21 protein-coding genes are annotated in these 22,916 nt (G+C 67.5%); 8 read left to right on the top strand and 13 right to left on the bottom strand.

Annotation, left to right across the window (positions count from 1 at the left end; translation table 11 throughout):
• Positions 1-27 precede the first annotated feature (27 nt).
• Both SLG_RS04025 and SLG_RS04020 read left to right on the top strand, forming a co-directional pair.
• The gene (locus SLG_RS04025) at positions 28-1,167 is read left to right on the top strand and encodes a glycoside hydrolase family 68 protein (RefSeq protein WP_014075143.1); all 1,140 of its coding nucleotides are present in this window, start codon (positions 28-30) and stop codon (positions 1,165-1,167) included.
• Positions 1,164-2,093, top strand: coding sequence for an ROK family protein (locus SLG_RS04020; RefSeq protein WP_014075142.1), 930 nt, complete (start codon positions 1,164-1,166; stop codon positions 2,091-2,093). The genes SLG_RS04025 and SLG_RS04020 overlap by 4 nt, the downstream gene beginning before the upstream one ends.
• Positions 2,094-2,126: 33 nt before the next feature.
• On the opposite strand, the gene SLG_RS04015 is transcribed toward SLG_RS04020, so the two are convergent.
• The 4 genes from SLG_RS04015 to SLG_RS04000 all read right to left on the bottom strand — a co-directional run bounded on the left by SLG_RS04015 (position 2,127) and on the right by SLG_RS04000 (position 6,258).
• A complete protein-coding gene (locus SLG_RS04015) occupies positions 2,127-3,167 on the bottom strand; it encodes an alpha/beta hydrolase (protein ID WP_014075141.1) in 1,041 nt (346 codons plus the stop codon).
• Between the two features lie 37 nt (positions 3,168-3,204).
• A complete protein-coding gene (locus SLG_RS04010) occupies positions 3,205-4,224 on the bottom strand; it encodes an alpha/beta hydrolase (protein ID WP_014075140.1) in 1,020 nt (339 codons plus the stop codon).
• Positions 4,225-4,424: 200 nt separating this feature from the next.
• Positions 4,425-4,796, bottom strand: a complete 372-nt coding sequence (locus SLG_RS04005) for a response regulator (RefSeq protein WP_014075139.1) — start codon at positions 4,794-4,796, stop codon at positions 4,425-4,427.
• Between the two features lie 31 nt (positions 4,797-4,827).
• Positions 4,828-6,258 (bottom strand): ATPase domain-containing protein, encoded by a 1,431-nt coding sequence (locus SLG_RS04000; protein ID WP_014075138.1) that lies wholly within the window; start codon positions 6,256-6,258, stop codon positions 4,828-4,830.
• A gap of 235 nt (positions 6,259-6,493) precedes the next feature.
• On the opposite strand from SLG_RS04000, the gene SLG_RS03995 reads away from it, so the two are divergent.
• The gene (locus SLG_RS03995) at positions 6,494-6,889 is read left to right on the top strand and encodes a MerC domain-containing protein (protein WP_014075137.1); all 396 of its coding nucleotides are present in this window, start codon (positions 6,494-6,496) and stop codon (positions 6,887-6,889) included.
• 18 nt (positions 6,890-6,907) lie between these two features.
• On the opposite strand, the gene SLG_RS03990 is transcribed toward SLG_RS03995, so the two are convergent.
• The 7 genes from SLG_RS03990 to ectA are packed head-to-tail and all read right to left on the bottom strand — an operon-like array spanning position 6,908 to position 14,291.
• Positions 6,908-8,290 (bottom strand): MFS transporter, encoded by a 1,383-nt coding sequence (locus SLG_RS03990; protein ID WP_014075136.1) that lies wholly within the window; start codon positions 8,288-8,290, stop codon positions 6,908-6,910.
• Positions 8,287-9,537 carry an MFS transporter gene (locus SLG_RS03985; RefSeq protein WP_041392569.1) on the bottom strand — a complete coding sequence of 417 codons (1,251 nt, stop codon included), beginning with the start codon at positions 9,535-9,537 and terminating at the stop codon, positions 8,287-8,289. The genes SLG_RS03990 and SLG_RS03985 overlap by 4 nt, the downstream gene beginning before the upstream one ends.
• A gap of 20 nt (positions 9,538-9,557) precedes the next feature.
• Complete coding sequence (locus SLG_RS03980) at positions 9,558-11,006, bottom strand: aspartate kinase (RefSeq protein ID WP_014075134.1); 1,449 nt, start codon at positions 11,004-11,006, stop codon at positions 9,558-9,560.
• Entirely contained in the window at positions 11,003-11,923 is a 921-nt protein-coding gene (thpD, locus tag SLG_RS03975; RefSeq protein ID WP_014075133.1) for an ectoine hydroxylase, read from the bottom strand. The genes SLG_RS03980 and thpD overlap by 4 nt, the downstream gene beginning before the upstream one ends.
• Positions 11,924-11,956: 33 nt before the next feature.
• Complete coding sequence (locus SLG_RS03970; protein ID WP_014075132.1) at positions 11,957-12,370, bottom strand: ectoine synthase; 414 nt, start codon at positions 12,368-12,370, stop codon at positions 11,957-11,959.
• An 18-nt stretch (positions 12,371-12,388) separates the two neighbouring features.
• Entirely contained in the window at positions 12,389-13,696 is a 1,308-nt protein-coding gene (gene ectB, locus SLG_RS03965) for a diaminobutyrate--2-oxoglutarate transaminase (RefSeq protein WP_014075131.1), read from the bottom strand.
• Positions 13,697-13,700: 4 nt separating this feature from the next.
• On the bottom strand, positions 13,701-14,291 hold the full coding sequence (gene ectA, locus SLG_RS03960; protein WP_014075130.1) for a diaminobutyrate acetyltransferase: 591 nt from the start codon (positions 14,289-14,291) through the stop codon (positions 13,701-13,703).
• A 294-nt stretch (positions 14,292-14,585) separates the two neighbouring features.
• On the opposite strand from ectA, the gene SLG_RS03955 reads away from it, so the two are divergent.
• On the top strand, positions 14,586-15,074 hold the full coding sequence (locus tag SLG_RS03955) for a MarR family winged helix-turn-helix transcriptional regulator (protein ID WP_014075129.1): 489 nt from the start codon (positions 14,586-14,588) through the stop codon (positions 15,072-15,074).
• A gap of 51 nt (positions 15,075-15,125) precedes the next feature.
• On the opposite strand, the gene SLG_RS03950 is transcribed toward SLG_RS03955, so the two are convergent.
• Positions 15,126-16,460 carry a sensor histidine kinase gene (locus tag SLG_RS03950; protein WP_014075128.1) on the bottom strand — a complete coding sequence of 445 codons (1,335 nt, stop codon included), beginning with the start codon at positions 16,458-16,460 and terminating at the stop codon, positions 15,126-15,128.
• On the bottom strand, positions 16,457-17,110 hold the full coding sequence (locus SLG_RS03945) for a response regulator transcription factor (RefSeq protein ID WP_014075127.1): 654 nt from the start codon (positions 17,108-17,110) through the stop codon (positions 16,457-16,459). The genes SLG_RS03950 and SLG_RS03945 overlap by 4 nt, the downstream gene beginning before the upstream one ends.
• 75 nt (positions 17,111-17,185) lie before the next feature.
• Here SLG_RS03945 and SLG_RS03940 point away from each other — a divergent pair, with 75 nt between their 5' ends.
• From SLG_RS03940 to SLG_RS03925, 4 genes are read left to right on the top strand one after another with little or no spacing between them, the layout of a single operon-like run.
• Positions 17,186-18,289 carry an efflux RND transporter periplasmic adaptor subunit gene (locus SLG_RS03940; protein ID WP_014075126.1) on the top strand — a complete coding sequence of 368 codons (1,104 nt, stop codon included), beginning with the start codon at positions 17,186-17,188 and terminating at the stop codon, positions 18,287-18,289.
• A complete protein-coding gene (locus SLG_RS03935; protein WP_014075125.1) occupies positions 18,289-21,360 on the top strand; it encodes an efflux RND transporter permease subunit in 3,072 nt (1,023 codons plus the stop codon). Before SLG_RS03940 ends, SLG_RS03935 begins: the two co-directional genes overlap by 1 nt.
• A complete protein-coding gene (locus SLG_RS03930; protein ID WP_014075124.1) occupies positions 21,357-21,656 on the top strand; it encodes a hypothetical protein in 300 nt (99 codons plus the stop codon). The genes SLG_RS03935 and SLG_RS03930 overlap by 4 nt, the downstream gene beginning before the upstream one ends.
• Positions 21,653-22,867 (top strand): TolC family protein, encoded by a 1,215-nt coding sequence (locus SLG_RS03925; protein WP_014075123.1) that lies wholly within the window; start codon positions 21,653-21,655, stop codon positions 22,865-22,867. The genes SLG_RS03930 and SLG_RS03925 overlap by 4 nt, the downstream gene beginning before the upstream one ends.
• Positions 22,868-22,916 lie beyond the last annotated feature (49 nt).

Genomic DNA, 22,916 nt, shown 5'->3' with positions numbered 1-22,916 from the left:
GTATCGATCTTGCCTGACACGTCCGCCATGCCTTCCGATCAAACGGCCGGCACTCTCTGGAGCGCCGATCATGTCGCGGCGATCGGACCGGTCGCGCCTTATGCCGCGCCGCTGATCGGAGCTGCCGATCTCGCGGAGGCCCTGCCGGAGCTTGGCTTGTGGGACGCGTGGCCCATCCAGAACGACGATGGGTCCATCCATCGCTTCGCGGACGGCACCGGCTTGTGGATGGCACTGGGCGCGCCCTGGTTCGAAAATCCCGACGACCGGCATGCTCATGCGCGGATCCATCTTCTCCTGCGGCAGGCATCCGGCTGGCGCAGCCTCGGACCGGCCATGCCGGAAGGCTTTGCGCCGGGCAGCCGGGAATGGTCCGGCTCGGCGATCATGGATGCCGACGGTGGCGGACTGACGCTCTATTTCACGGCCGCCGGCACGCGCGGCGAGGCGCAGCCGACCTTCGGGCAACGCCTGTTCCAGGCCCGGGCAAGGCTCGCCGAGGATGCCGACGCTCCACGTCTGACCGACTGGCGGGACCTGCGCGAAAGCGTGGCGCTGGACGAGTGCCTCTACATGGACCCGCTGAGCGGCGGCGGCGGCATCGGCACTATCAAGGCATTCCGCGACCCCGGCTTCTTCCGGGATCCCGTGACGGGCGAGGCCTGGCTCTTCTTCACCGGCTCGCGGGCTGGCTCGGCGTCGGCTTTCAACGGCGTGATCGGCGCGGCGCGCGGCGCAGGGGGCCCGGATGACCCGTGGCAGATCGTGCCCCCGGTCATCAGCGCGGACGGCCTCAACAATGAGCTGGAACGCCCGCATGTCATCCACCATGCCGGCCATTATTATCTCTTCTGGTCCACCCAGGCGCATGTGTTCGATCCCGCCGGGCCGGTCGGCCCCACCGGCCTTTATGGCATGGTCTCGGACCGGCTGGAGGGCGAGTGGCGGCCGCTCAACGGTACCGGCCTCGTGATCGCCAATCCGCCGGAAGCGCCGCGACAGGCCTATAGCTGGCTCGTGCTGCCCGATCTGCGCGTCACCAGCTTCGTGGACGATTGGGGGCATGGCGCCGATCATGCCGGCACCCGGCGCTTCGGCGGCACCTTCGCGCCCTTCCTCACGCTCGCGCTCAATGGCGAGCGGGCCCGCCTGCGGGCAGCGCCATGACCCGGCGCGGCGAAGGCCGTTTTGGCGGCGTCGAACTCGGCGGCACCAAGACGATTGCCGTGCTTGCCCATGGCGACGCGATCATCGCGCGCGAGACCATCCCGACGACCACGCCTGCCGAAACGCTGGCCCGCGCCCATGATCGGCTGATCGCCTGGCATGCCGAGGCGCCGCTGGATGGCATCGGCGTCGCGTCCTTCGGCCCGATCCGCCTCGACCGGGCAGCTCCGGATTTCGGCCATATGCTCCCGACACCCAAGCATGGGTGGACGCATGCCGATGTCGCTGGCGGGCTGACGCAGGGCATCGATTGCCCATGGGCGATCGACACCGACGTCAATGGCGCGGCGCTGGCGGAATATCGCTGGGGCGGCGGTGCCGGGCTCGACAGCCTCTGCTACATCACCGTCGGCACCGGCGTCGGCGGCGGCCTGCTGATCGGCGGCCGGCCGGTCCACGGCGCCATGCATCCCGAAATCGGCCATGTTCGCGCGCGACGCGCGGCGGGGGATCGTTTCGAGGGCACCTGCCCTTTCCATGGCGATTGCGTGGAGGGCCTCGTGTCCGGCCCTGCTCTGGCTGCCCGCTTCGGCCGTCCGATGGACGCGGTGGACGACGACGATGCGCTCTGGGAGCATGTCGTCTCCGATCTGGCCGAGATTTCCGCCATGCTGCTGCTGACAACCGCAGCGCAGGCGATGCTGTTCGGCGGCGGCGTCGCGGTCCGCCGCGCCTTTCTGTTCCCGCGGATCCGGGCGCGGGCGCTCGATCTGCTGCAGGGCTATCTGCCGGCGTTCGACGCCCGGTCGGCCACGGCGATGATCGGCCCCGCGCATCTGGGCGATCAGGCCGGGCCGCTGGGCTGCATCGCGCTTGCGCAGTCAGCCTGTTCGGATAAGCGCGGGGCGCCCTCGGCTGCGGGATAATCGAGCCAAGCCGCGCCCCGGCCGATCCACCGCTCAGGCGCCGAAAGCCCGGCGCAGGGCATCCATCTTCGCGGCCGTGAAGCGCTGCGAGACCCTGGCCTCCGGCGCCACGCGATCAAAGGCATGGAAAGCACCGGGCACGACCAGCAGGTCGGTCGGCACGCCGGCCTCCGTCAGGCGACGTGCATAATCGATGTCCTCCCGCACGAAGAGGTCGACGCCGCCCACCGCGACGAACGCAGGCGGCAGGCCGGACAGATCGGTGACTCGTGCGGGCACGCCGGCTGCCGGCACGTCCGGTCCGCCCGGCTCCATGCCGAGGAAACTCGCCCAGCCGAAGCGATTGGCCTGCCCGGTCCAGCCGAACGCGCCAATGAAGGGCGGCAGGTGGACGCTGCTCCCCGTGCGATCGTCCAGCATCGGATAGATGAGCATCTGCCCGGCCAGCGGCACCTCGCCCCGGTCGCGCGCAGTGATGGCAAGGCGCGCCGCATGACCGCCGCCGGCGCTCTCGCCCATCGCCACGATCCGCGCAGGGTCCAACCCCAGCCTCGCGGCCTCATGGTACATCCATCGCAGCGCGGCGTAGTTGTCCTCGACCGAGCCGAGATAGGTCGTTTCCGGTGCGAGCCGGTAATCCACCGTGACGATCACGCAATCCAGCTCGCGCGCCAGCGCCTGCTCATAGGCCACTTCGAGCCCAGCGCGGCCGAGGATGTAGCCGCCGCCGTGCATGTGCAGGATGCCTGGGCGGCGCGTCCCCGGCCGGGCATTGATGATGAAGACGGGCACATCGGGCTGGCCCGGCCCCACGGGCAGGCGAAGCTGCTGCACCGGCACGTCAGGCAGGTGCGGCGGCGATGGCGGCGTCCCGGCCCGGATCCGCGCGAGCGCCTCCTTCGTCCACGTCAGCCCCTCATTCTGTGCAATGACTTCTCGCGCCGCCGGCAACAATTCGGGGTCGAGATAGGCGAGCGGATCGTCGGAGGGCAATTGGGCTGCGTGGCCCATGCGTCCGGCCATCATGGTGACCAAAGCGGCCGCGCCCAGCCGGCCGAGATCGCGCCTGTTCATGCTTCTCATCTCACTCGCACTCCCAATTCCGGTTCGCTCAGGCGGCCGCATGCCGGTCCACAAAGGCCGTCCACAGGTCCAGCCAGCCACGCGCCGGCAAGGCCGGATCGCCGAGACCGAAACCATGGCCGCCTTCCTCGAAGAAATGCGCCTCGACCGGCCGCTGCGCCACGCGCAGGGCCTGCAGCATCTCGAAGCTGTTTTCCGGAGGGACGGCTGGATCGTCGAGCGCGTGCATGATGAAGGTCGGCGGCGTATCCGGGCCGACATGCGCGGCAGGCGAGCGGCGGGCGACCAGCGCGTCGCCCGGCTTTGGCCCCAGCAGCCGCAGCGCCGAATCGGCATGCGTGATCGGCGCGCTCATGCTGATGACCGGATAGATGAGGCCCGTCACGAACGGACGGGCATCGAGCCGGTCCAGCGCATCGCGCGGTGCGAACAGCGGTTGCGCGAAATCGGTGGCAAGCGAAGCTGCAAGATGACCGCCGGCGGAGAAGCCGATCGCCGCAATCCGGGCCGGATCATAGTCATGGTCCCGGGCGCTGGCGCGGATCAGCCGCATGGCGCGCTGGGCATCCTGCAGCGGCACGTCGGCACGACCGGCCCAGCCCTCGCCGGGTAAACGATAGACCAGCACGAACACGGTATAACCGCGCGCCGTCAGGGCCTGGGCGAGTTCCGCACCCTCATTGTCGATCGAGACGAAGATATAGGCGCCACCCGGCATGGCCAGCACCGCCCGGCCATTCGAACGCGCCGGTCGGAACACCTTCAGATAAGGCTGCGCGACATTGTGAAGGAAGACCGGCGGCGCATCGGCCATCGGCAGCGGAATGGGCGCGAAGCCCCCGGTGGGCGGACCATCCGGCCAGAGCTTCATGCTCGGCGCGGCATCCCACTGCGCGGGGATCGGACGAGCGGGATCGGGCCTCGCGGCGGCGGGAGAACTGGCCCGGGCCGGCTGCGTGAGTGCCACCACGCTGGCCAGCGCGGCAAGCGAGCCTGCCATGACTCGCCTGCGGTCGATGCCCGGCCCGTCGAAATCCGCTCCCGTCATGTCCGCCCTCTTGGCTTTTCCGATCCGTCCCTCGCTTTCCATGGAGATGCGGCCCTTGTCTACAATCGATTGCAGATCGTGCTCGATTAACAGGGCGAACGATGAGGCAAGACGCCGCGAACCCGGAGGCCGACACAGCGATTGGAAGCGTCTGAAGACATGGCGGCCGATCCGCCCCGCTCTACCCGGTGGCGGCGCTTCTATCCCGCCCGGGTCGGTTTGACGTGCCGCTCGACTGCTTCGAGGATGTTGCGATTTGCGTAAGGCTTGTCGAACACCGCCTGGAAGAGCTGCGGATGCTCCCGCGCGATGGCGCCTTGCGCCCCGCTCACCAGAATGATCGGCAGGTCGGAGAGGCTTTCATCGGCGCGCACGGCTTCCGCGAATTCCAGCCCGGTCATGGTCGGCATCATGAAGTCGGTGATGACCACATCCGGCTTCCTCCTCTGGACCGCCGCCAGCGCGAGCTGGCCGTTGGAAGCGGTCTCCACCTCATAGCCCTCGTCCTCCAGAATGTCGGCGAGCATCGTGGCCAGCAGAAATTCGTCATCGACTACAAGGACAAGCGCCATGTTCAGAATCCCGCGGGCCCGATGATAACCGTCAGCCTTGGTTCGGAGGAAGCGAAGAGAGCGCGCGGCGATCACTCAATGGCCCGCCGACGACCAGTCCCTGCTCCGTGAAGTCGATCGCGCAGATCGCCGGGTTAAACGGGCGATCGCGCATCTTTTGAACGGATATACCCCTGATAATGCTATGATCTTCCTCCCAACGACGTAACAGGATCATGTTATCCAGAATAGCCGAGATGTCGGTCGCCGGTGCCTCCACGTCGGTGCCGAGGAGTTGCCGGATTTCCCATGTTGCCAATGTGGTAACCCCGTCAGCCCTCAACTGATCCATCAGCGAGGCAAAAAACTCGACCAGCCGCGGACGGTACACCGCAGCGCGCTCGAACCCGCCCAGGCCATCGATGAAAAGCCGCCGGACGCCCTGCGCCCGCACCCGATCAATCAGCCGATGGGCGAGCTTGTCCAGGATATTGTCTGCAAGCGGCGTCCACTCCACCGTCAGCGACGGGTCGCCTTCCTCCGCCAGTGTGAGGCCCAGCGCCCTTGCCTTGGCCCGCAGCCGCTGGGGCGTCTCGAAAAAGCCGAAATGGAGCCCCGGCTCCTCCGCGGTCGATTGCGACAGGAAATGCAGACCGATGGTTGTCTTGCCGCTGCCCGTGGGCCCCGCAAGCAGGGTGACCGAACCGACAGGGACGCCTCCGCCGATCAGGGCATCGAGGTTCGGAATGCCAGTGGCAAGGCAGCCCTCCCGCACCGGCGCGTCCGCGATCTCCGGCGTGACCAGAGTCTCGATTCGGGGAAAGACGGTGACGCCCTCGTCCGTTATCTCGAACTTGTGCAGCCCGCCCAGCGCCTTGCTGCCGCGCGACTTGCGGACCTGAAGCTGGCGCACCGTGCGCGCGCCGGCCAGCGTGTCGGTGAGTTCGATCACGCCGTCCACCATCGTGTGCTCCGGGCAGACCTCATTCGCGCGCGAACTGGTGAGGAAGAGAACCGTGCATCCGACGAACGCCGCCTGTCCCTGCACTTCGGCAACGAAGGTCTTCACGTCGAAGTCGGTGTCCGCCCGGTCGCGCGCATTGAGCAGCCCGTCGAACACGAGCAACGAGGCATCCTGCCGCTTCGTCTCCTTGCGCAGCAGCTTCACGACCGCGTCGAGACCTTCGTCCCTCAACGTCTGGAAGACGCTCACATAAATGATCTCGCTGCCCAGCTTCCTGCGATCGAAGAAGGACAGCGAGTCCAGAGACTGGAACAGCCGCTCATGGCTTTCCGAAAGGAGCGTGACATAGAGGACGCGCCCGCCGCCCGCGACGTGCGCGCAGGCGATCTGGTTAGACAGGATGGTCTTCCCGGCGCCCGGTCGGCCCTGGATGATATAGGAGGCCCCAGTGATGAATCCGCCGGCCAGAACCTTGTCCAGTCCGCTTATCCCGCTCGCAAGACGGGGTATCTCATGCATCAGGGGAATCTCCTAAATAGGCTGGTCTCCTGATACAGCCTGCGCTCCGAGGGTAAAGGGCCAAGGGTAAAGGGAAAACGAAAGCGCTTTTTCCCGCCGGACCCGCCAGCAGAGCGACAGCCGACACCGCCGGGAGAAAGAAGGTGCGAATATTCATGCCTGGCCCCCTTCAACATTCATGAGCGCGTACCTATTATGATACGTTATATCATACATTAACGGGAATCTGGATGCCATGGCGCTTAATCGGACTTCAACGGGCTCTTCCCGGGCCGGGATCAATGTCATTGAAAGCGCGGCCATTTCCGGCTCGCTGATCTGCCTGCTTCACTGCCTCGCCCTGCCCGCCCTGTTGCTCCTTCTGCCGGGCACCATGCTATTGTTCGCGCAATCCGAGGCGTTCCATGTCGTCGCGCTGGCCCTGCTCGCGCCGAGCGCTGGTCTGGCATTCTGGCTTGGCTATCGCCGCCACGGCAGCGGCCATGTCGCCTTGGCCGGCGGGGTCGGCCTCCTGCTCCTCGCGCTGGCGCTGCTCCCGGATGTCGGGGAAGGCGGGGAATTGTGGCTGACCGTCACAGGCAGCGTGCTCCTCATTGCCGGCCATGTCGCGAACTGGCGGCTGCGGCGCTGACCGCCTCGCCTCGCCACATCAGGCGCGCGCGACTGTCCTGCCCTCGCCTGATGCCCGACTTGCGAACGGATCGTCATGCAGGGAACAGCGCGCCGTCTCCGGCATGAAGCGCAGTGCCAACAGCCCGACAACGCACGCCCCCATCATGTAGAAGGCGGGCATCAGCGGATTGCCGGTCAGCGTGATGAGGCCGCTGCCGATCGCCGGGGCCGTCCCGCCGAAGATGGACGTGGCGACATTATAGGCGATCGCAAAGCCGGCGAAGCGCACATAAGTGGGGAACATCGCCGGAAAGGTCGCCGAGATGGTGGCAAGCTGCGGCGCATAGAGCAGGCCGAGCAGGACGAAGGCAAGCATGGCCCCGGGCAGGCCGGTCCCCATCAAAATGTAGAGCGGAACGACCCCCACCAGCAGCCCGATCAGCGAGAAGCGCCAGAGCGGTCGCCGGCCGATCCGGTCCGAAAGCCCGCCCATGAACGGCAGGAACATCATCATGAACAGCATGCCGATGATCGGCACGATGAGAGCTTCATCCCCCGAGAGGCCGATGCGGCGCTGCAGATAGGTCGGCATGTAGCTGAGCAGCGTGTAGTTGACGACGTTGAGAGCGACGACGAGCCCACTCACCACCAGCATCGGCCGCCAGTGATGGCGCATCAGTGTGCCCAGCCCCGGCGAGGGCAGGTCCTCGCTGGTCTTCTCGTGCGCGCGGAAGACGGGCGTGTCCTCCATGCGAGAGCGCAGATAGAGGCCGATCAGCCCGAGCGGTGCCGCGACGAGAAATGGCACGCGCCACCCCCAGTCATACATGGCGACATCGCCCAGCAGCAGCGAGAAGCCGAGCATCAGCACAGCGCCCAGGGAGAAGCCCGCCAATGTGCCGACCTCGAGGAAGCTGCCATAGAAGCCGCGCCGGTCATCAGGCGCATATTCGGCCATGAAGGTCGCCGCCCCGCCATATTCGCCACCGGTCGAGAAGCCCTGGACCATGCGCAGCAGGATCAGCAACACCGGCGCCCAGAAGCCGATCGTCGCATAAGAGGGGATGAGCCCCACGCAGAGCGTGGCGAGAGACATGAGCAGGATCGTGAGCGCCAGCACCGATTTGCGCCCCAGCCGGTCGCCCAGCGGCCCCCAAAACAGTCCGCCGAGCGGACGGACCAGAAAGGAGATGGCGAAGGTCGCCAGCGCGAACAGCACCGCTTCCTCCACGTCGCCAGGGAACAACGCGGCCGATATGTAGGTCACGCCATAGGCATAAATCCCGTAGTCGAACCACTCGGTGGCATTGCCCAGCGCCGACGCGGCGATGGCGCGGTGCAGCACGGCCCGGTCGGCCGGGTCCGTGGATTCGGTCGCGACGGCGTTGATCGGGGGATGGAGGCGGTCGGTCTGCGTCATTCTGTCTGTCCTGCGGGCGCCGCATCATCGGGCGTGTTGGGGTCGAGCAGCGACGCCATGGGCGTAGTGCGCGGCACGATCTGGAAATCCTGCTGCGCCGGCGCCGGCACCGGTGCGAAGAAGGCCTGGCGCCACAGGCCGAAGACCAGCATGGCGGATGCGCACAGGGCGATGAAGAGGAACAGGCCGCCCGTACCGATCACGCTCATGAACACGGCCCCGCCAAGCGGACCGAGCGCCGCGCCGATGGAATAGAGGAGCACCAGACGTCCGCTCGCGGCGACCCGGTCGGCAGCCAGCAGCCTGTCATTGCACTGCGCGACGCAGAGCGGATAGAGCGCGAAGCTCAGGCCGCCGAACAGGGCGCCCAGCACCAGCAACGGCACGCCGCCGCCGGGCCACAGCGCCAGTGCCATGCTGACGAACGCCGTCGCGGCAAAGCTCAGCACGATCACGCGCCGCCTGTCGAACCGATCGGAGAGATGCCCAAGCGGGGCCTGAAGCGCCACGCCCCCCAGAATCACGATCATCATGAAGGCAGCGGTCTCGGTCAGGTCGAGACCCAGGCGCCGCACATGGACGGCCGCCAGACCATAGAAGGCGCCCAGCATCAGGCCCGTCGTCGCTGCCCCGAGCGCCCCCAGCGGCGAGATCGCCAGCAGGGCGCGGATCGAGAAGGCGCTGGCCTCCACCGGCGGCGGCGCGGAACTGCGGGTGAGGCACAGCGGAATGATCGCCAGCGAAATGAGGATGGACGCGATCTGGAATGGCATGCCGGGTAGCGTGCCGGTCGCGCCGAGCAGGGACTGCCCCACCGCCTGCCCGCAATATAGCGCCACCATATAGGCCGCGAGGATGGTGCCGCGCGTGCGGGCCTCCGCCCGGTCGTTCAGCCAGCTTTCCAGGCAGACGAAGACGCCGGCCACGCAGACGCCATCGATGAAGCGCAGTCCCGCCCAGAAGAGCGGCCCGTCGATGAGAGCATAAGCGAGCGTGCTCGCCGAGAGCATCGCCACGAATGCCGCGAAGGCGCGGATATGGCCCACCCGCCTGACCACCTGCCCGGCCCGGATCGCGCCAAGCACCAGCCCCCCAAAATAGGCGGTCGCCACCGCGCCGATGAGGATGGTGCCTTGTCCGGCGCGCTCCAGGCGCAGGCTGAGCAGAGTGGCCATGAAGCCGCTGCCCGCCATCAGCATGAAGATGGCGATCAGCAGGCTGCGGACGGGAGCGATCGCGGCGAGCACGGGCATTCAGCGGGGCGCCGTCAGGCGGCCGCCCGCTCGCTTTCCTCCGTCCGGTCCCCGTCGCATTCCACGAGCGCGGCGTGCAATGCGCGGATGGCGCCTTCGAACTGGCTGACCTCGATGATGAACTGAACGTCCACGTTGCGGATCTGGTGCTGCATCGCGATGACGTCGATGCCGGCACCAGCCAGCGCGCCAAGCGCGTCGGTGATCAGCCCCGGCCGTGCGATATCGCTGCCGATGACCGAAACCATCGCCACGGGCTGCGCCGTGATCGCGGCATCGGGATAGCGCTTCTGCAGGTCCGCGATCACCCGCTTCATCGTCGCCACATCGGCCGAGAGATAATGGGTGATGGTGTTGGCGTTGGACGACTTGCTGACGATCCACGCGCCATGACGGGTCAGTGCCTCCAGGATCGCGGCATCATAGCCCTTCACACCGACCATGTCCTGCTCGAAGAACTGCAGCGCCTGCATCTGCCGGATACCGGTGACGATCTCGACTCTCGGCTGCTCCGAGACATAGTCGCCGGAGATCAGCGTGCCGCCATCTTCCCGGTCGAATGTGTTCCGCACGCGCAGCGGAATGGCGGTCTGCCGCAGGCCACGGCCGGCACCGGGATGGATGGCTTCCATACCCAGATTGGCGAGCTGGTCCGCCACGTCATAATTGGTGCGGCCGATCTTGCGCGCCTTCTCCGTGCCGACCAGCTTCGGGTCCGCGCTCGAGAGATGGAATTCCTTGTGGATGATCGCCTCGCGCGCGCCGGTGAGGACCGCGATGCGCGAGAAGGTCATTTCCGAATAACCGCGGGCATAGCGGCGCACCATGCCGTCGCTGCAGCCGGCATAGCCGGTCACGATCGGCAATGTTGTGGCGAGTTCGATCGGCGCGAGAGCCTGCTCGATGCGCTCGTCCAGCCCGCGCCTGTCCTCCTGGTTCCAGAGGGTGAGGTCGATGAAGCGCGCATTCACGCCCCGCTCGCGCAGCAGCAGCGCGGTCGAGTGCGCGCTGTGCGCTTCGCCGAGCCCTGCGAGCAGTTCGCGCACGGTGAGGAGCTGTTCCTTGAGCGCGAAACGGCCATGGCTGCGCAACCGCGCGAGATCGTCCAGACACTGCGTCGCGGCATCGATCCGCATGTCGACGAAACGGTCCGCTTCGAGCTGGCTTTCCGGCCGCGCGAACATCTCGGCATTGCGCGCATGCATCGCGTCGCGCACCGTCTCCATGGCGCGGCGCCAGCCATTCGCGTCCTCGTCCGCCACGAAGCGGGCATAGACGCCGGACTCGCCGGTCTTCTTGTGCTCCAGCAGCAGGTCCGTCATCCCGGCATAAGCCGAGACGACGAAGATGCGATTGTAGAGGTCCGCGCCGCTGCGGCCAGCGATCAGCACATTGTCGAGCAATGTGGCCGTCGCGGCCATGGACGTGCCGCCGATCTTCTCGACGCTGTGGACGCCGCTCATGCCATTGCCTCCTCGGTCAGCCGGCCATGCCGGGGCGCGATGACTCGCGGTTCGCCGCGCGCGGCAATGAAGCCGGGGCGGGGCTTCTCGACGCCAAAGGGCGCCTGCAGCCGGTTGCTCACCGCATTGTAGACGAGGAAGGCATTGGCGCGGGGAAACGGCGTGATGTTGCCGTTGGAGCCATGCATCACATTGCAATCGAAGATCACCACGCTGCCCGGCTTCCCGGTCGGCGCGACGATGCCGTGCTTGTAGGCCAGCTCAGCGAGACTGTCCTCGTCCGGCACGCCATATTCCTGCTTTTTGAGCGACATGCGATAATGGTCCTCCGGCGTCTCGCCCACGCAGGTGAGGAACGTGCGGTGCGATCCCGGGATCAGCATCAGCGGGCCGTTGTTGGGCGTGTTCTCCGCAAGCAGGACCGACATGGAAAGGGCGCGCATGCGCGGCATTCCATCCTCCACGTGCCAGGTCTCGAAATCGCTGTGCCAGTAGAATTCCTTGCCCTGGAAGCCCGGCTTGTAGTTGAGGCGCGACTGATGGAGATACACCGCGTCGCCCAGCAGGAAGCGCGCCGCCTCGGCCAGCCGCGCGTCGGCGGCCAGGCGTTCGATCACGCGGCTCTGGGCATGGATCTCGAAGATCGAGCGGATTTCCTTCCCGCCCGGCTCGCTGATGACGGTTTCCGCGTCCAGCGCGGCCGGATCGGCAAGCAGCTTGCGGGCTTCGCGCTGCAGGAAAGCCACTTCCTCCTCGGAGAAAATGTCTTCGAGCACGAGATAGCCGTCACGCTCAAATTGTTCCGTCTGCGCGCGGCTGAGCGGCGCGTCTTCGGTCCAGTCGCTGTGGACGACCGGATCATGGCGCGGCAGAAACTCCGCCTGCTTGGCGTGGCGCGAGGGGTAGATGTCTTTCACGGGACTTCTCCCTTGTTCAGTCTTGTCTGTTCTTCAGTCGGTCAGTTCCGGCTCTTTCCCGAGCTGCGGATCGGCCGGGTACGCGCCATTCTCGTCATGCACTTCCCGGCCGGTGACGGGCGGATTGAACACGCAAGCGCACAGGATGTCGGTCGCGGGCCGCACGACGTGCCGGTCATTGGCGTTCAGCGCGTACATGACGCCCGGCGCCAGCTCGTGCATGATGCCGGTCTCGAGATCCTCGATCGTGCCATTGCCCTTGAGGACCAGCACCGCCTCCAGATGGTTCTGGTAATGCATGTGCAGTTCCTCGCCCGCGAACATCGTGGTGAGATGGAAGGAGAAGCCCATGCCGTCATCCTTGAGGAGCAGGCGGGTGCTGCTCCAACCCTTGGATTTGACGTGCTTGTCCGACTTGCGGACGTCTTTCAGCTTGCGAACGATCATGATGTTGGATTCCTTTTCTTATTCTGCGGCGACGCCATAAGTGACGGTCAACGCCTCGCGGAGGCTCTCCTCGAGAATGTCGAGGCCCGCGGAAAGAATGGCGTCGTCGATCACGAGAGGCGCCAGCACCTTGACGATCTCGTCATGCGCGCCGCTGGTCTCGATGATGAGGCCCTGCGCGAAGCAGGCCCGGGTGATGGCTTCGGCGACCTCGCCCGAGCCGACATGGATGCCGCGCATCATGCCGCGCCCGCGCGTGGAAAGGCCGTGCTCGGCCGCCATGGCGTCGAGGCGACGCTCCAGCATCGCGCCGCGCCGGCGGACATCCTCCTGAAAGCGGCCATCGCTCCAGAAGTGGCGAAGCGCCGCAGTGGCCGTCACGAAGGCATGATTGTTGCCCCGGAAGGTGCCGTTGTGTTCGCCCGGCGACCACTGGTCGAGTTCCGGACGGAACAGGGTGAGCGCGAAAGGCAGCCCCATTCCGGAGAGCGATTTCGCCAGCGTGACGATGTCGGGCGTGAAGCCCATGTCGTCGAAACTGAAGAAGCCGCCGGTGCGCCCGCAGCCGGCCTGGATGTCGTCGACGATCAGCAGGGCGCCATGGCGCTTCGCGATCTCGGCGATCCTGCGCAGCCATTCCGGGGACGCGACATTGAGCCCGCCCTCGCCCTGCACCGTCTCGACGAGGATGGCGGCCGGCGCATCGAGCCCGCTCGACGGATCAGACAAGCGGCGTTCCAGCAGCTCAGCCGTGTCGACGTCCGGCCCATGATAGCCGTCATAGGGCTCGTGCGAGACATGGCTGAGCGGCACCCCTGCCCCGCCGCGCTTGGCGGCATTGCCGGTGCAGGCCAGCGCGCCGAGCGTCATGCCGTGGAAACCGTTGGTGAAGGCGATGACCATCTCGCGGCCAGTCACCTTGCGCGCCAGCTTGATCGCCGCCTCGACCGCATTGGTCCCGGTCGGGCCAGTGAACATCGCGCGATAATCAAGGCCGCGAGGCTTGAGGATCACTGCCTCGAACGTCTCGAGGAAATCGGCCTTGGCATCGGTATGCAGGTCCAGGCCATGCGCGATACCGTCGCTCGCGATATAGTCGAGCAGCGCCTGCTTCAGGATCGGGTGGTTGTGGCCATAGTTCAGAGTCGAGCAGCCCGACAGGAAATCGAGATAGCGGCCGCCCTGATTATCGTGCAGCCACACATCCTCGGCCCGGTTGAACTGGCGCGGCATGGAGCGGGCATAGCTGCGCACGCCGGACTCGCGCCGTTCATAGATCGCCCGGTCGGGAATGGCCTTGGTCGGCTCGGGAAGAGTGATGGTCATGATCTCAAAGCTCCTGGCGGGTTTGCTGCCGCTCTCGCTGCGGCAGGGGGCCAATGCGCGCCTGCCATTCAGTGGCGTGCGCACCGGCGAAATGAATGTCGCGATCGAACAGCACGCTCTTCTCGAGCGGCGCGCTCCATCGGCGGGAAAGGCTTTCGAACAGCGCCCATGAGGCGCGGTTGTCGGCGGTGACGGTGGTGATGAGGCTGGTGACGCCCGCCGCCTGTGGGCGATCGAGCAAGGCCTCGATCATGCGGCCGGCCAGGCCGAGACCCCGGGCCTGCGCGCCCACCGCCACCTGCCAGACAAAGAAGCTGGCGGGATCGGATGGCGGACGGTGCCCGGATACCCAGCCGACGATGTCGCCGTCGCGCTCGGCAACGACGCAGCTGTCGGCAAAGTGCGTGCACTGCACAAGATTGCAGTAGGCGGAATTCCGGTCGAGCGGCGGACAGGCCGCGATGAGACCGGTGATCGCAGGTCCGTCGGTGCTTCGGGGAAGGCGCAGATCGATCTCGCCCTTGCCCCTTGCCCCGCCCCGGGGATCGCCGTGCACAGCCGTCTGCGGCCGCGACGCGGCCTCATCAGGTTGCATGTCGATAATGATTTATCTCCCGAATTATTTTCTGCTGGCGGTCCACGCCGCTTCAAACTGTTGCTGCTTTATATATCTGTATATGCTTCATTTTCAACCCATTCCGGACCATGAGAATCTCCGAAAGCCGGAATAGCTCCCAAAAATCATTCGTTTAATGAAGCAATTTTATTTCTTACCTCGGACCATTCCTAGGCCGCACAGGACCGGAATGTCGCTGGCGGCAGCGTCAAGGCTTGCCGCGGGCGGCTCTGCCGACCTAGTCTGGCAGGCACCGCAATAAGGAAGGGTCGCTTGGATACGGATCTTGCAACGCTCACGCTGCGCGCCTTGCGTCGCGTCTTGCGCACTACGGAAATCGGAAACCGGGAGCTGGCACTGGCGACGGGCCTCACGCCCTCGCAATGGCTCGTGCTGCGCGAAATCGAATCGCGTGACCAGACCAATCCGAGTGCGGTGGCGCACGCGCTTCAGTTCAGCCAGGCGACGATCACGGCCCTTGTCGACCGGCTGGTCGCCCTCGACTTCGTCCAGCGCCGCCGCAGCGACAGGGACAAGCGGCAGTTCCTGCTGGACGTGACGCCGGCGGGCCGGGCGGCGCTCGTGGAAGTGGCCGATCCGCTGCAGACGAGCTTCACCCAGCGGTTCGCGTCCCTGCCGACTTGGGAACAGGCGATGCTGCTCGCCGCGACGGAACGTCTCGCCATGCTGCTCGATGCGGCCGGCATGGACGCCGCTCCCCTCCTCGACAGTGGCCGGATCGATCGCCCCCTGCCCGATTGAGCCGCACCCCGGAACCGCGAGAGCACCCGGACGGCCGCCGCGCCAGGACTCTCAGCGCGCTTCCGCGAAGGACACTCTGGCGGACAATCCCCCTTCGCTCGCCGCGCCGAGCGTCAGCTCCCCTCCGGAGAATTTCAGGAGATCGGCCGTCGCGGCCAGTCCCAGGCCCGTGCCCGGCGTCTCGGGATCGAGCCGGGTGCCGGGGATGAGCACCGCCTGAAGATTGGCCGCCGCGATGCCCTTGCCGTCGTCGCGGATCTCGATGCCCCCGGGCGCCCCGGTAATGATGACGCGGTGACGGCACCATTTGCAGGCATTGTCGATGAGATTGGAAAGGATCTCGGCGAGGTCGCCGCGGTCGCAGGGGAGCCGCAGGCCGGGCGGCAGGTCGACCTCGAAGGCGATGTCGCGGCCCGCGTGCAGGCGCTTCATGGCCGTGATGATCTGGTCCAGCAGGGGCGCGACTTCCGTGAGCGTGCCAGCGCCGCGCGTGCCGCCGGCGGCCGCGCGCGTCAGGTGATAATCGATCTGGCGCTGCATCAGCGCGCTGCGCCCCAGCAGGAAATCCGCGGTCTCGACATGGCCGGCGAGCCGCAACTGCTCGGCCTCGTCCATGATGAGCGCCAGCGGAGTGCGCAGATTGTGCGCGAGATTGCCGGACTGCGTGCGGGCGCGGCTGATGAGCTGCGCCTGCGCGGCAAGCAGGGCATTGAGGCGCTCGACGAGCGGCGCGAATTCGGTCGGCACGTCCGGGTCGAGCCGCGCCACCTCGCCATGCCGCAGGCGGTCGACTTCCTCGCCAAGCCGCCGCACGGGCGCGAGGCCGAAGCGGACCAGCGCGATGGCGCCAGCGAGCAGCAGCAGGCCGACCGCGGACATGGACCAGGCGAGATCGCTCCAGAAATGGCTGATCTGCTCTTCGAGCAATTCCTGCGCCGAGGCGATCGTGGCGACGACCTCATGCCCATCCAGGGTCACGCGCGCGCTGCGCTGGAGCAGCATCTCGTCGCCCGCCCGGCCCGTTTCCCACGCGCTGCTATCGTTATGCACCGCAAGGCGATCCGCACCGAGCGAAACGGAGCGCGCGATGCGCCCCTCCCCGCCATCCACTTGCCAGTAGAGCCCTGAATGCCGCGCGTTGAATTGCGGATCGGAAAGCGGCTGGGGGATCCTCGGCATCCCGGCCGTGTCCACCCGGGTCATCGCGATCAGCTCGCTCAAATGATGGTCCAGTTCGCTCTGGAAGCGCTCGGTGGTGTGGATCCGGTAGAGATTGCCGATGAAGAGCCCGGCCAGCAGGACCGCCAGCACCACCCCCACCGCCGAACCGACGATCAGGCGAAATTGCAGGCTGCCGCGCAGGCGCAGGCCCCGCCCCATGCTCATGCCTCCAGCCGATAGCCAAGGCCGCGCACGGTCACGATCCGCTCGCGGCCGATCTTACGGCGCAGGCGTCCGACCAGCACCTCTATAGCATTCTCGTCCCGCTCGCTGGCGAGGCTGTAGAGATTGTCGAGGATTGCCTGCCGCGTCAGCGTCCGCCCGGCCCGGTAGGCCAGCATCTGCAGGAGGCGGAATTCGCTGGCGGTGAGCGCCAGCGGTGCATCGTCGAGCCAGGCCTCGCCGCTCGCCGTATCGATCGCGATGGCGCCGACAGCGATCCGCGTCGCGCTGTGCCCGAAGGCGCGGCGGGCCAGCGCATGGAGGCGCGCGACCAGCTCCTCCGTGCGCACCGGCTTGACGATGAAGTCGTCCGCGCCGGCATTGAGCCCCTCCACTTTCTCTTCCCAGCTGCTGCGGGCGGTGAGGATGAGGATCGGCGTCGCCAGCGACCGCGCGCGCAACGCCCGAACCAGATCGATGCCGGACATGCCCGGCAAGCCGACATCCACGACCAGAACGGTGAAACCATCGCTCGCGAAATCGAGCGCATCCTCCGCGTTCGACAGCCATTCGCAGGTCATGCCGTGACGGGCCAGATTGGCCGTCACGCGCTGCGCGAGCGCGGGTTCGTCTTCGACGAGGAGGATCCGCATGGCCCCGCTTCTGACAGCATTCTGTCAGGTTGCGAAGCTAGATGTTGCACCGCACGAAAAAACGGGGACGTTCATATGCTGGGATTCCGGCTCCTGCCGACGCTTGCGCTGCTTGCCGCCCTGGGCGGCTGTTCCGGGAACGGGAGCGAGAGTGCCGGCAATGATGCCGCCGCGCAGGACGGCCCCAGAGCGCCGGCCGGCATTCTTCCCTTGTCCGCAGCGGAGATGGACCGGATCGGCATCCGCTTCGCCCCTGCCGAGACCGCAAGCGACATTCCCGTCGCCACCGTGCCCGGGACGCTGGCGCCGCCGCCCAATGCCCGCGTCGCGGTCGCGGCCGTCATACCGGGCGTGGTCACGCGCACGCTGGTCGTCGAAGGAGACATGGTCCGCGCCGGCCAGCCGCTGGCCGTGGTCGCGGCGCGCGAGCTGTTCACGCTCGGCGCGGGTATCGAGCAGGCCGCGGCCCGTGTCGAGGTGGCACGCGCCAGCGACCGGCGGCTGGGCCAGCTTGCCCGCGAGGGCGTCATCGCAGGCGCCCGGGCCGATGAAGCGCGCGCGGCCCTGCGGGAGGCGCAGGCGGAATTGAACGAGCAGAAGCGCATCGTCCGGCTCGTCAACGGCTCGCCCGGACAAGGCAGCTACACGCTGACCGCCCCCATTGCGGGCCGGATCACCACGGCCTCCATCCAGACCGGCAGCCCCGTGAGCGAATCGACCGCTGCCTATGTGATCGACGCTGCGAGCCGCTATGAGCTGACCGCCCAGTTGCCCGAGCGCCTGCTGGGACAGGTCCGCACCGGCATGGGCGTGCGCCTGCCCGGCGACATACGCGGCGAGATCACCAGCGTCGGCACGGTGCTGGATCCCCAGACCCGCTCAGCCACGCTGCGCGCTCGCATTCCTCCCGGGCCCGGCATCGTCTCCGGTCGCGCCCTGCCTATCACTATCCTGGCCCCGGCACCGGCCGGCACATTCCTCGTCCCCGCCGGCGCGGTGCTGGATGTGAACGGCAAACCCAGCCTGTTCGTGCGCACGCCGCAAGGCGTCGCGGTGCGCCCGGTGACGGTTGGCGACCAGGCGGACGGCCGCGTGCTCGTCCGCGCGGGGCTGCGGCCGGGCGAGCAGATCGCCGTCGCCGGCATGAGCGAACTCAAGGCGATTGCGGGGCAGGACTGATGCTGCGCGCGCTGGTCACCTGGTCGCTTTCCTACCGCCTGCTCGTGCTGGCGCTGACGCTCACCGTCGGCGTACTGGGCGCCCTTGCCTATGCCTCGCTGCCGGTCGATGCCTACCCGAACATCGCCCAGACGCAGGTCAAGATCATTCTCAAGGCACCGGGCATGACGCCCGAGGAAGTCGAGACGCGCGTGATCGCGCCCATCGAACTGGAGATGCTGGGCCTGCCCAATCAGGCCGTGCTTCGCTCGACGGCGAAATACGCGATTGCCGACATCACCATCGATTTCACCGATGGCACGGACATCTACTGGGCGCGCCAGCAGGTCGGCGAGCGGCTGGCCGGCGTGATGGCCGACATGCCCGAGGGCGTGACCGGCGGCATGGCGCCCATTTCCACGCCGCTCTCGGACGTCTTCATGTTCACGATCGACGGCCCCCTGTCGCTCACGGAAAAACGCGAGCTGCTGGACTGGACGATCCGCCCTGCTTTACGCACCGTGCCGGGCGTCGCGGACGTGAATGCGCTGGGCGGGCATGTCCGCACATATGAAGTGCGGCCCGATCCGGTGGCACTGGCGGCGGCGCGCCTTTCGGTCGATGATCTCAGGAACGCCATCGAGCGCGGCAATCGCAACGATGGCGCGGGCCGGCTCGCTGTGGGCGAGGAAGCGCTGATCGTCCGTGCTGTCGGCGCCATCCGCGACGCGGCCGACATAGAGCGCATGGCGATCGTCACGCGCAACGGCGCGATCGTGCGCGTGGGAGATGTCGCCAGTGTCGGCGCGGGGTCCCTGACGCGCTATGGCGGCGTCACGGCGCATGGCAAGGGTGAGGCCGTGCAGGGCCTCGTCATCGCCCTGCGCGGCGCCGATGCCCGGCTCGTGGTCGACGGGATCAATGCGCGGGTTGCCGAACTGCAGCACAGCATGCCCAAAGGCACCCGGCTCACGATCTTCTACGATCGCTCGGACCTCATTGGCCGGGCCGTAAACACGGTGCAGAAGGCGCTGATCGAAGCGACGGTGCTCGTCATCGTGCTGCTCATCCTGTTTCTGGGCGACTGGCGCGCGGCAGCGATCGTGGCCTCGACGCTGCCGATGGCGGCGCTCACCACCTTCCTGTTCATGCGCGGCATGGGGCTCTCGGCGAACCTCATGAGCCTGGGTGGCCTCGCCATCGCCATCGGCATGCTGGTCGATGGCGCCGTGGTCGTCGTCGAGAATGTCGTGGACCGGCTCAATCACGCGAAGGACGAGGCAGTTCCGCGCCTTCATGTCGTGTTCCGCGCGACCGCCGAAGTCATCGTGCCGGTCTCGGCCGGGCTCGTCATCATCGCGCTGGTCTTCCTGCCCCTGCTCTCGCTGCAGGGACTGGAAGGCAAGCTGTTCGCACCGGTCGCGCTCACCATCATGTTCGCGCTCGCCGGGTCGCTGCTGCTCGCGCTCACGCTGGTGCCGGTACTGACTTCCTTTGGCCTCAAGGCGGGTCATCATGGCGAGCCCTGGATCATGCGCAAGCTCTCGCCGCGCTATGCCGCGCTGCTCGGCGGCGCCTTCGCGCGCAAGAAGCTGGTCTACGGGCTGGCGGCCGCCGGGCTGGTGCTCGCAGGGCTGGCTTATGGTTCAGTCGGCAAGACCTTCATGCCGACGATGGACGAGGGATCGGTGGTGATACAGGTCACCAAGCTGCCGACCGTCGGCCTCGACCGTTCCTTGGAGCTGACCACGCGGATCGAGGCGGAGCTGATGGCGAAAGTGCCGGAAGTGACCGGCGTCATCTCGCGCACCGGTACCGACGAGATCGGGCTCGATCCCATGGGGCTCAACGAGACCGACCTGTTCGTGACGCTCCGGCCTTCGTCCGAGTGGCGCGGCGATCGGGACTTCGTCGTCGAGGAAATGCGCAAGACGCTGGAAGGCATGCCCGGCTTCGACCCGAGCTTTACCCAGCCGATCGAGATGCGCGTCGCCGAGATGCTCACCGGCGCGCGCGGCGACCTCGCGGTTAAGATCTTCGGGCCGGATCTCGCCACGCTGGCGGAGCTGGCCGGCAGGATACAGCGCGTGCTCCAGTCCACGCGCGGCGCCTCCGAAGTGCTGACCGTTGCCAACGAGACCATCGACTATCTCCAGCTCGACATCGATCGTGCCGCTGCCGGGCGCGCTGCCATGCCCGTCGACATGCTGCAGGACAGCTTGCGGGCACAGCTGGAGGGCCTGCCCGCCGGCGTGGTCGCGGAAGGACAGAAGCGCGTGCCGGTGGTGATCCGCGGCGCGGAAGACGTGCGCAGCGATCCCATGAGCTTTGCTGACCTGCAGGTGACGACGCCCTCTGGCGAGCTGGCGCGGGTCAGCGATCTTGCCCGCATCGAGCGCGTGGAGGGGCCGATCCGGCTCGATCACGAGAGCGGCTCGCGCTATGCGCTGGTGCAGGCGTTCGTCTCCGGGCGCGATCTGGTCGGCTATGTCGACGAGGCACGGGCCAGGGTCGCGGCTGAAGTCGCGCTGCCCGCCGGCTATCGGCTCGTCTGGGGCGGCCAGTTCGAGAACCAGCAGCGCGCCTCGGCGCGGCTGATGCTGGTCATTCCGCTGGCCCTGCTGCTGATCTTCTGCGTGCTCTACGTGACGCTCAAGTCGCTGCGCGGATCGCTGCTGATCCTCGCCAATATTCCCTTCGCCGCCGTGGGCGGGATCATCGCCCTGTGGATGACGGGCGAGTATCTTTCCGTGCCGGCCTCGGTCGGGTTCATCGCGCTGCTCGGCATCGCGGTGCTCAACGGACTGGTCCTCGTCGCTTATTTCCGCCAGCTGCGCGAGGAGGGGCTGCCGATGGCGCAGGCCGTGCGCACCGGGGCGGAGCGGCGCCTGCGCCCGGTGATGATGACGGCGAGCATCACCGCCTTCGGCCTCGTGCCGCTGCTGTTCGCGACCGGCCCGGGATCGGAGATCCAACGACCGCTCGCGATCGTTGTGATCGGCGGGCTGTTCACCTCGACGCTGCTCACTCTGGTGCTGCTGCCCATCCTCTATGAACGCTTCGGCGAGAGCCGCAGGGAGGCGCAGGCATGAGCCGGCTGGTGCTGACCATCTTCTGCGCGGCGAGCGACGGCCAGACGATCGCCGCCGCCCTGCGAGACGCGCTGGACGCACCCGTCCACCTGCGGCGCGAAGATGTGCTCGGCCGGGATTTCGGCGATGCGGGCACGGGCGAGCGGGTCGCGGGTACGCTGCTGCGCATGGCGGTCGAGGTGGAGATCATGGCCCGACAAGTGGCGGAAGCTGTCGAGACGGCGCGCCGCGCGCGGCGCCGACTGCCGTTCCGCTGGCGCACCGTGGCGATGCTCGATGGAGGACGTGTGGAATGAGATGGGCGTGGCTCCTGCTGGCCGGCGCCACGATGCCGGCGCTCGCGCAGAGCGACCTACCGCCGGCGGAGCTCGCCGCGCGCGCGCTCGATGCCCAGCCGACCGTCGAGGCCGCTGTCGCCCGGGTCACGGCGGCGCGGGCGGAAGGCGACGCGATGCGTATCGGGCCGCACGAGATCACGGCGCAAGGCACCGTCTCGCGCCGCTCCATCGAGCAGGGCGATCGCTTCGCCGAATATGACGCCACGATCAGCCGGCCCTTCCGCCTCCCCGGCAAGGCGGCGCTGGACAGGCGCGCGGGCGCGCTCGGCGTCGAGATCGCCCAGGACCGGATGGAGGATGTGCGCCATCATGCGGCGTTGACGCTGGGCAGCTTGTGGTACGACTGGCTGCTGGCTGCGGAGCTGCATCGCAATGCCGGGGCGCTGGTGCAGACCCAGCAGGCGCTGGTGGACGGCACGCGCAGGCGCGTCCGCGCGCGGGACGCCGCCGAGCTCGATCTCCAGCAGGCCGAAGCGGCGCTGGCGCTTGCCCAGGCACAGCGCGGCGATGCGGCAGCCATGCGCGACCGGGCGCGCGCACTGCTCGGCAGCCGCTTCCCGGACCTGCCTCTGCCGATCGACCCCCCCGGCATCCTGGCGCCCGTCGCATCGGCCGAGGAGCTTAGCGAGTTGCAGACGCTGATCGTCGAACGCAGCCACGAGATTGCCGCCGCGAGCGGTGAAGCGGCGCGCGAGTCCGTGCTTGCCCAGCGCGCCCGGGCCGATCGCATCGCCGATCCCTCGCTCGGCGTCCGCCTGTTCAGCGAACGGGGCGGCGAGGAACGCGGCGCAGGCCTTTTCGTCTCGCTTCCTCTGGGCGGCGGCCACCGCCGCGCCGTTGCGCGCCGCGCCGAAGCCCAGGCCTCCGCAGCCCAATCCGAACTCACCGCCGTCGAGCGCGAGATCATCGGCGATGCCGCGGCCGACGTGGCCGAATATCGAGCCCGCCACGCGGCCTGGGAGGCCAGCCGCGACGCCGTCTCGCGCGCCGAGCAGAGCGCCGCGCTGGCCGCGCGGGGCCAGCAACTGGGCGCGATCGATCTCGCCGATCGCCTCTACGCCGACCGGCAGGCCAATGAGGCCCGCGCGCAGGAACTCACCGCGCGCGCCGCCGCTGCACGCCTCATCCTCAAGCTGCGGATCGACTCACATATGCTGTGGATGGATTAGGGCTAGGAAAGCGGACGGGCCCGCAGGTCGCACGGAAAGGCTTGTCCGG

The sequence above is a fragment of the Sphingobium sp. SYK-6 genome, assembly GCF_000283515.1.
Lineage (GTDB): Bacteria > Pseudomonadota > Alphaproteobacteria > Sphingomonadales > Sphingomonadaceae > Sphingobium > Sphingobium lignivorans.
Note: the sequence above shows the minus strand (reverse complement) of the source record. Positions and strands in the feature narration are given on the sequence as shown.

Excerpts from the sequence above, each read along its gene's own strand:
- SLG_RS04025 (WP_014075143.1), top strand. The coding sequence starts at position 28 with ATGCCTTCCGATCAAACGGCCGGCACTCTCTGGAGCGCCGATCATGTC.
- SLG_RS04020 (WP_014075142.1), top strand. The coding sequence starts at position 1,164 with ATGACCCGGCGCGGCGAAGGCCGTTTTGGCGGCGTCGAACTCGGCGGC.
- SLG_RS04015 (WP_014075141.1), bottom strand. The coding sequence starts at position 3,167 with ATGAACAGGCGCGATCTCGGCCGGCTGGGCGCGGCCGCTTTGGTCACC.
- SLG_RS04010 (WP_014075140.1), bottom strand. The coding sequence starts at position 4,224 with ATGACGGGAGCGGATTTCGACGGGCCGGGCATCGACCGCAGGCGAGTC.
- SLG_RS04005 (WP_014075139.1), bottom strand. The coding sequence starts at position 4,796 with ATGGCGCTTGTCCTTGTAGTCGATGACGAATTTCTGCTGGCCACGATG.
- SLG_RS04000 (WP_014075138.1), bottom strand. The coding sequence starts at position 6,258 with ATGCATGAGATACCCCGTCTTGCGAGCGGGATAAGCGGACTGGACAAG.
- SLG_RS03995 (WP_014075137.1), top strand. The coding sequence starts at position 6,494 with ATGGCGCTTAATCGGACTTCAACGGGCTCTTCCCGGGCCGGGATCAAT.
- SLG_RS03990 (WP_014075136.1), bottom strand. The coding sequence starts at position 8,290 with ATGACGCAGACCGACCGCCTCCATCCCCCGATCAACGCCGTCGCGACC.
- SLG_RS03980 (WP_014075134.1), bottom strand. The coding sequence starts at position 11,006 with ATGAGCGGCGTCCACAGCGTCGAGAAGATCGGCGGCACGTCCATGGCC.
- SLG_RS03970 (WP_014075132.1), bottom strand. The coding sequence starts at position 12,370 with ATGATCGTTCGCAAGCTGAAAGACGTCCGCAAGTCGGACAAGCACGTC.
- ectB (WP_014075131.1), bottom strand. The coding sequence starts at position 13,696 with ATGACCATCACTCTTCCCGAGCCGACCAAGGCCATTCCCGACCGGGCG.
- ectA (WP_014075130.1), bottom strand. The coding sequence starts at position 14,291 with ATGCAACCTGATGAGGCCGCGTCGCGGCCGCAGACGGCTGTGCACGGC.
- SLG_RS03950 (WP_014075128.1), bottom strand. The coding sequence starts at position 16,460 with ATGAGCATGGGGCGGGGCCTGCGCCTGCGCGGCAGCCTGCAATTTCGC.
- SLG_RS03945 (WP_014075127.1), bottom strand. The coding sequence starts at position 17,110 with ATGCGGATCCTCCTCGTCGAAGACGAACCCGCGCTCGCGCAGCGCGTG.
- SLG_RS03940 (WP_014075126.1), top strand. The coding sequence starts at position 17,186 with ATGCTGGGATTCCGGCTCCTGCCGACGCTTGCGCTGCTTGCCGCCCTG.
- SLG_RS03935 (WP_014075125.1), top strand. The coding sequence starts at position 18,289 with ATGCTGCGCGCGCTGGTCACCTGGTCGCTTTCCTACCGCCTGCTCGTG.
- SLG_RS03930 (WP_014075124.1), top strand. The coding sequence starts at position 21,357 with ATGAGCCGGCTGGTGCTGACCATCTTCTGCGCGGCGAGCGACGGCCAG.
- SLG_RS03925 (WP_014075123.1), top strand. The coding sequence starts at position 21,653 with ATGAGATGGGCGTGGCTCCTGCTGGCCGGCGCCACGATGCCGGCGCTC.